At 71.2% G+C, this 5,944-nt stretch carries 4 protein-coding genes; 2 read left to right on the top strand and 2 right to left on the bottom strand.

The genetic code is table 11. The features are described 5' to 3' along the window. Window positions 1-140 precede the first annotated feature (140 nt). Together KCH48_RS41640 and KCH48_RS41635 are read right to left on the bottom strand one after the other, a co-directional pair. Window positions 141-2,345: an MMPL family transporter gene (locus KCH48_RS41640; RefSeq protein WP_210582848.1), complete on the bottom strand. Its 2,205-nt coding sequence runs from the start codon at window positions 2,343-2,345 to the stop codon at window positions 141-143. A 10-nt stretch (window positions 2,346-2,355) separates the two neighbouring features. Further along, window positions 2,356-3,171: a CPBP family intramembrane glutamic endopeptidase gene (locus KCH48_RS41635; protein ID WP_210582847.1), complete on the bottom strand. Its 816-nt coding sequence runs from the start codon at window positions 3,169-3,171 to the stop codon at window positions 2,356-2,358. Between the two features lie 387 nt (window positions 3,172-3,558). Here KCH48_RS41635 and KCH48_RS41630 point away from each other — a divergent pair, with 387 nt between their 5' ends. After that, window positions 3,559-5,289, top strand: coding sequence for a sensor histidine kinase (locus tag KCH48_RS41630; RefSeq protein ID WP_210582846.1), 1,731 nt, complete (start codon window positions 3,559-3,561; stop codon window positions 5,287-5,289). After that, on the top strand, window positions 5,280-5,927 hold the full coding sequence (locus tag KCH48_RS41625) for a response regulator transcription factor (protein WP_210582845.1): 648 nt from the start codon (window positions 5,280-5,282) through the stop codon (window positions 5,925-5,927). The genes KCH48_RS41630 and KCH48_RS41625 overlap by 10 nt, the downstream gene beginning before the upstream one ends. Window positions 5,928-5,944 lie beyond the last annotated feature (17 nt).

The following is a 5,944-nucleotide window of genomic DNA, read 5'->3' as shown; positions in this document are numbered from 1 at the left end:
CCTGCTGCGGTGCTGGGACGGCACCTGCACCACCTGCGGCCGCCCCCTCACCAGAACAAGAACCTAACGAAGCACTACTAGGGCCTGTCCGGCGGATCATGCCGGACAGGCCCTGGTGGAGGGGTGGCTTCGAGCAGTGACTACCGTGCGCCGGGCGCCGTGGCCGCCAGATCCGGAGGCGCTGTGGGCGTGGGCAGGAGGAGGTCGTCGGCGTCGTCGCCTTCGAGGTGGATGTCCGGCAGGATCCGGTCCAGCCATCCCGGCAGCCACCAGGCATGCTTGCCGAGCAGGCTCATCGCGGCGGGGACGAGGACCATCCGTACCAGCGTCACATCCAGGATGACGGCCACGGTGAGGCCGACGCCGAACAGCTTGGCCGTGCCGTCGGGGTCCAGCACGAACGCGCCGAACACACCGGTCATGATCAGTGCCGCGCTCGTGATCACCCGAGCCGTGGAGCCGACGCCCTCGACGACTGCCGCTTTGGCGTCGCCGTGGCGCTGGAACTGCTCACGCACCCGGCTGAGCAGGAACACCTCGTAGTCCATGGACAGTCCGAAGAGAACCGCGAACATGAGCATGGGGGCCAGCGACATGATCGGAACGCTGCCGTCGAGGCCGATGAGACCGGCTCCCCAGCCCCACTGGAAGATCGCGACGACCACTCCGTACGCGGCACCGATGCTGAGGACGTTGAGGATCGCGGCCTTCAGCGGCACCAGGATCGACCGGAACACGATCATCAGGATGATGAAGGACAGTCCGATCACGGCGCCGAGGAACCACAGCATGCGCTGCTGGAGCTGATCCGAGAGGTCGACATCCAGGGCGGTCGCGCCGGTGACCATCGGCTTCGCCTCGGTTCCGCGCAGCGCGACGGGCAGCAGGTCCTGGCGCAGGCGCTCGACGAGCTCGCCGGTCTTCGCGTTCTGCGGCGCGGTGGTCGGGGTGATGGCGAACGCCGCCAGATCGCCCTTGGGGCTCAGCGCCACGGCGCCCACGGAGGCGATTCCGGGCTCGTCCTCGAGGGCCGTGCCCACGCCGTCGATCGCGGACGGGTCGGTCCCGTTCATCTCGATCACCACTTGGAGGGGACCGTTGACGCCCGGTCCGAAGCCCTCGGCGACGAGGTCGTACGACTTGCGTGTGGTGCTGGCCGCGGGATCGTTGCCCGCGTCGGGGATGCCGAGATGCATGGAGAAGACCGGCACGGCGAGCACACCGAGCAGAACGACGGCTGCGGCGCCGTAGCGGACGGGCTGTGCGACCACCTTGGCGGACCAGCGGCTGGACTTGGACTTCGGGTTGTACGCCGGCTTGGGCTTCACGAAGGGAATCCGCAGGTTGTTGACCCGTCGGCCGGCGAGCCCGAGCATCGCGGGCAGCAGGGTGAGCGCGGCGAGCATGGTCACGGTGACCATCACCGCCGAGGCCCAGCCGATCACGGTGAGCATCCGGATGCCCGCCAGCTGCAGGCCGGTGATCGCCACGATGACGGTGACGCCGGCGAACAGGACCGAGAGGCCGGCCGTGGAGTTCGCGCGGCCCACCGCCTCGGGCACGGGCATGCCGTGGGCCAGGTGCTGGCGGTGCCGGGTCAGGATGAACAGTGCGTAGTCGATGCCGATCCCGAGGCCGAGCATCATCGCGACGATCGTGGCGATCTTGGGGACGGCCATGGCCCCGGACATGACGCCGATGGTGCTGAAGCCGATGAGGATGGCCACCAGCGCGGTCACGACCGGCAGGCTCATGGCGACGAGGGAACCGAACGCCACCGCGAGGATCACGACGGCGAGCGCGATGCCGAGCATCTCGCTGTTGGCCCCGCCCTCCTCACCCTTGGCGGTGCCGAGCCCGCCGTCGTACTCGACCTGCACTCCGGCGGCGCGGACGGGCTCAGTGGCTCGTTCCGCGGCGTCGAACTGGGCAGCGGTGACCCGCTTCTCGGTGTCGAAGGCAAGGGTCGTGAAGCCGGTCCTGCGGTCGGGGCTCAACGTCGGGCCCCGTGCGTCGTAGGGATCGGATACCTCGACGACGTGCGGAATGGCGGCGAGTTCGGTACGTGCCTCGGCGATCGCGGCCTTGACCTCGGGCTGGGTCAGCCCCGCGTCGGAGTGGAAGATGATGTTGGCGGTGGAGATGGTCTCCTGCGGGAACTTGTCCTCGAGCGCCTCGGCGGCCTTCGCCGACTCGACGCCGGGCAGCTTGAAGTTGTCGTCGGTGGTGCCGCCGTAGGACTGGTTGAGCAGGAAGGCGGCGGCCGCGATCACGAGCCACGTCATGATGACGCGCCATGGGTGCCGGCCGGCGAAGTGTCCGATCCGGTAGAGCAGTCGGGACATGGGGTGCCTCTCAGGTTTCGGTGGCGAGTGTGGGAGCGGGGCGCGCGGACGGCTCTGCGGCGCCGGGCGGGGCCTTGGCGGTCCAGAAGCGCCGGTGGCCGAGGACCAGGCCGAGGGCGACCGCGGACCAGATGACGACGTAGAGCCAGGTCTCGCGGGTCGCGTCCGCGCCGGACGGCCACAGGTCCTCGGTGTTGATGCTGCCTTCGGTGGCATGGGCCAGCAGGGTCAACAGGGCGCTGCCGCCTGCCTGGTTGAACAGCCAGCCGTACCAGAAGGTGAGGGCCACGGTGGTCAGCGCCTCGTACGGCTCCAGGCCGAACGATGAGACGAAGAACAGCGGCGCGTGCCAGCCGGTGATCAGCACCGCGAGGATCGCGGTGGCGGCCAGCGGGCTGCGGCGGGCCTGGAGGCGCGGCTGGGCGAAGCCGCGGAAGCTGGGCTCCTCGCTGAACGGGCCGCCGAGAGGGTTGACCATGTTCATCCCGATGGCGAGCGCGATGCCGTAGACGGGGGTGAAGTCGTCGGTCGAGGGGGCGGGTGCGCCGAGCGCCATGTTCGCGCCCATGGTGGAGAAGTGGACCGCCAGCGGTACGACGATCGCGATCACGTACCAGATCCAGTGCACCCGCCAGCGGATCAGCCGGAAGCCCAACTCCCTCAGCCCCGCGGTCCCTTCGGCGACGGACACCACGATCAGGGCGGCGATCAGGGCGCCGGGGGCGAAGAAACTGCCGAACGGTACGGCGGCCCAGCTCAGGGCGTAGGCCAGCACGAAGAACGCGGCCAGTGGATGGGCCTGGACCCATGCGGCGGGACGAGCCATGAGCTTCCTCCTCGGGGCGCGGAGTCGCGACGTATCCGGGTCCTGTGGTGCGGATGCGTCGAGCGCGCCCCGGCGGGGCTCCTCCGGTTCCTCTTGGATGACCCGGGTCTTCATCACGGCTCCTCGGTGGGTTCGGGGGGTGTCCCTCACGCTGGCAGCGAGCGGTGCGGCAGGTAAGGCGGGCCACTGGCGGTTCGGGGGGCGGGTTTCTGGTGTGTCCGTACGGGGGACCGGCGACCCGTGCCGGCATCGGGCCGACCCTGGCGCCGGTCCGGTGCCGGGAGTAGCGTGCGAGCGACGCCTCCCTTCATGTCCGGTCGTACGCGGGCCCCTTGTGGACGGTCGCGCCCGGTCACGCCCGACGGCAATGATCGGGAAGGGGGAGTGATGCCAACGACCTCGGCGGATCCGCCTGTTCGCATGCGGAGGCCGGTGCTCCTGATCGGCCTGGCGGGTCTGGTGCCGGCCGCGGCCGCCGGGTGTACCGCTCTCGCCGTTACGGGCGGCATGCCGGCGATCCATGCCGGTCTGATCATCTGGATCGCGGTGTCCTACTCCGCGGCCGGACTCGTCGCGTGGTGGCACCGGCCGGCCGGCCGCATCGGTCCGCTGATGCTGCTCGCGGGGGTGACCACCTTCCTCTCGGCTCTGACGTGGTCGGGCGACACCGCCGTACAGACCGTCGGCCAGCTGTTCGACCTGCTGCCGATGGTGGTGATCCTGCATCTGTTCCTGGCGTTCCCGGCCGGACGGCTGACGCGACGGCCGACGCGGCTGCTCGTCGGCCTGGGCTACCTCGCCGCGGCCGGTGCGCAGCCGATGGTGATGATGCTGGGCGGCTTCGGCCCGGACCACCCGTTGCGGCTGGTCGACGCGCCGGGTGCGGCCAGGGTGCTGTACGACGGTGAGCTCATCGCGATCAGTGTCCTCTCTCTCGCCGGGGTCGCCCTGCTCGCCGCCCGTCGGTGGGCCGACGGACGGCCGCTGCGCCGGTCGCTGGGGCTGCTCATCGACTCCTTCGGGCTCGCCCTGGTGATGATCGCCGTCCTGCTGCTGGTGGGCGTGTTCGGCGGACCGCCGTTCCCGCCGATCCAGCGGGTGAGCCTCGCGGTGATCGGCCTCGCCCCGGTCGCCTTCCTCGCCGGCCTGCTGGGCGCCCGGCTGGCCCGTACCGCCGTCGCGGGCCTCGTGATGGAACTGCGGGCCGAACCGGACGATCTGCGGGCCCCGTTGGCCCGGGCGCTGGGCGACCCGTCGCTGATGCTGGTCTACTGGCTGCCGGAGTTCGCCAGTTGGGCCGACCAGGACGGCAAACCGCTCGATCTGCCCGCCGGTCCGGGCCGGGCGACCACCCTCATCGAGCGGGACGGCGCCCCGGTTGCGGCTCTCGTCCACGACGCGGCGCTGACCGAGGAACGCGAGCTCCTCGACGCGGTCGGCGCCGCCGCGGCCATCGCGTTGGAGACCGGCCGGCTGCAGGCCGAACTGCGGGCCCACGTCGACGAGTTGCGCGGTTCCCGGGCCCGGGTCATCGAGGCCGGCCAAAAGGAGCGCCAGCGGCTGGAGCGCGATCTGCACGACGGGGCCCAGCAGCGGCTCATCGCGCTCTCCCTCGACCTGGCCATGCTGGAGACGAGTCTCGGCGGCGCCCCGGCCGCCCGCGCCCGGCTGTCCCAGGCCAGGGGTGAGATCGCCACCTCCCTGGCGGAGCTGCGGGACGTGGCGCGCGGGCTGCACCCGGCCGTCCTGAGCGCGCACGGGCTCGCCGTAGCCCTGGAGTCGCTGGCCGCGCGGGCGCCGGTGCCGGTCCGGCTGACGGTACGGCTCGACGGCAGACTCGCCGAGGCCGTCGAGGTCGCGGCGTACTACGTGGTCTGCGAGAGCCTGGCCAACATCGGAAAGCACGCCCGGGCGACCACGGCCACAGTGAGCGTGGCCCAGGCCGACGGCCGGCTCGTGGTGGAGGTCCTCGACGACGGCCGCGGGGGCGCCGACACCGAAGGCGGCAGCGGACTGCGGGGACTGGCCGACCGGGTCGAGGCGCTCGGCGGCCGACTGCGCGTGTGGACGTCGCGCGGCACCGGCACCCGAGTGGAGGCAGAGCTGCCATGCGGGTAGCCATCGCCGAGGACAGCGTCCTGCTCCGGGAAGGCCTCGCCCGACTCCTCGGCGACGCCGGATTCGAGGTGCTCGGGCGCTGCGGAGACGCAGAGGAACTGCTCACTCTGCTGCGGACCCGGCTGCTGCCGGACGTGGTCGTCGTCGACATCCGGCTGCCGCCCACCCACAGTGACGAGGGCCTGCGGGCGGCGGTGGAGATCCGCGCGGCCCATCCCGAGGTCGGGGTGCTCGTGCTGTCCCAGTACGTCGAGCCCGGCCTGGCGATGAAGCTGCTGGCCGACTCGGCGGAGGGCGTCGGCTATCTACTCAAGGACCGCATCAGTGATGTGCCCGACTTCCTGGCCGCCGTCCGCAGGGTCGCCGCCGGCGGTTCCGTCATCGACCCGACCATCGTCTCCATCCTCCTGTCGCGGCGGCGCAGCGACGACCCGCTCGACCGGCTGACGCCGCGGGAGCGCGAGGTGCTGGAGCTGATGGCCGCCGGCAACTCCAACCAGGGCATCGCCGACCGGCTGGTGATCACCCTGCGCGCGGTGGAGAAGTACGTCTCCAGCATCTTCGGCAAGCTCGGCCTCCCGGCCACGGGCAGCGAGTCCCGCCGGGTGCTGGCCGTGCTGATGTTCCTGCGGACGTGAAAGAGCGTTTTGTCCCG

Origin of the sequence: Streptomyces sp. GESEQ-4 (genome assembly GCF_017948455.1) — a bacterium.
Lineage (GTDB): Bacteria > Actinomycetota > Actinomycetes > Streptomycetales > Streptomycetaceae > Streptomyces.
Note: the sequence above shows the minus strand (reverse complement) of the source record. Positions and strands in the feature narration are given on the sequence as shown.

Coding starts and splice junctions, on each gene's coding strand:
- KCH48_RS41640 (WP_210582848.1), bottom strand. CDS start 2,345: ATGTCCCGACTGCTCTACCGGATCGGACACTTCGCCGGCCGGCACCCA.
- KCH48_RS41635 (WP_210582847.1), bottom strand. CDS start 3,171: ATGGCTCGTCCCGCCGCATGGGTCCAGGCCCATCCACTGGCCGCGTTC.
- KCH48_RS41630 (WP_210582846.1), top strand. CDS start 3,559: ATGCCAACGACCTCGGCGGATCCGCCTGTTCGCATGCGGAGGCCGGTG.
- KCH48_RS41625 (WP_210582845.1), top strand. CDS start 5,280: ATGCGGGTAGCCATCGCCGAGGACAGCGTCCTGCTCCGGGAAGGCCTC.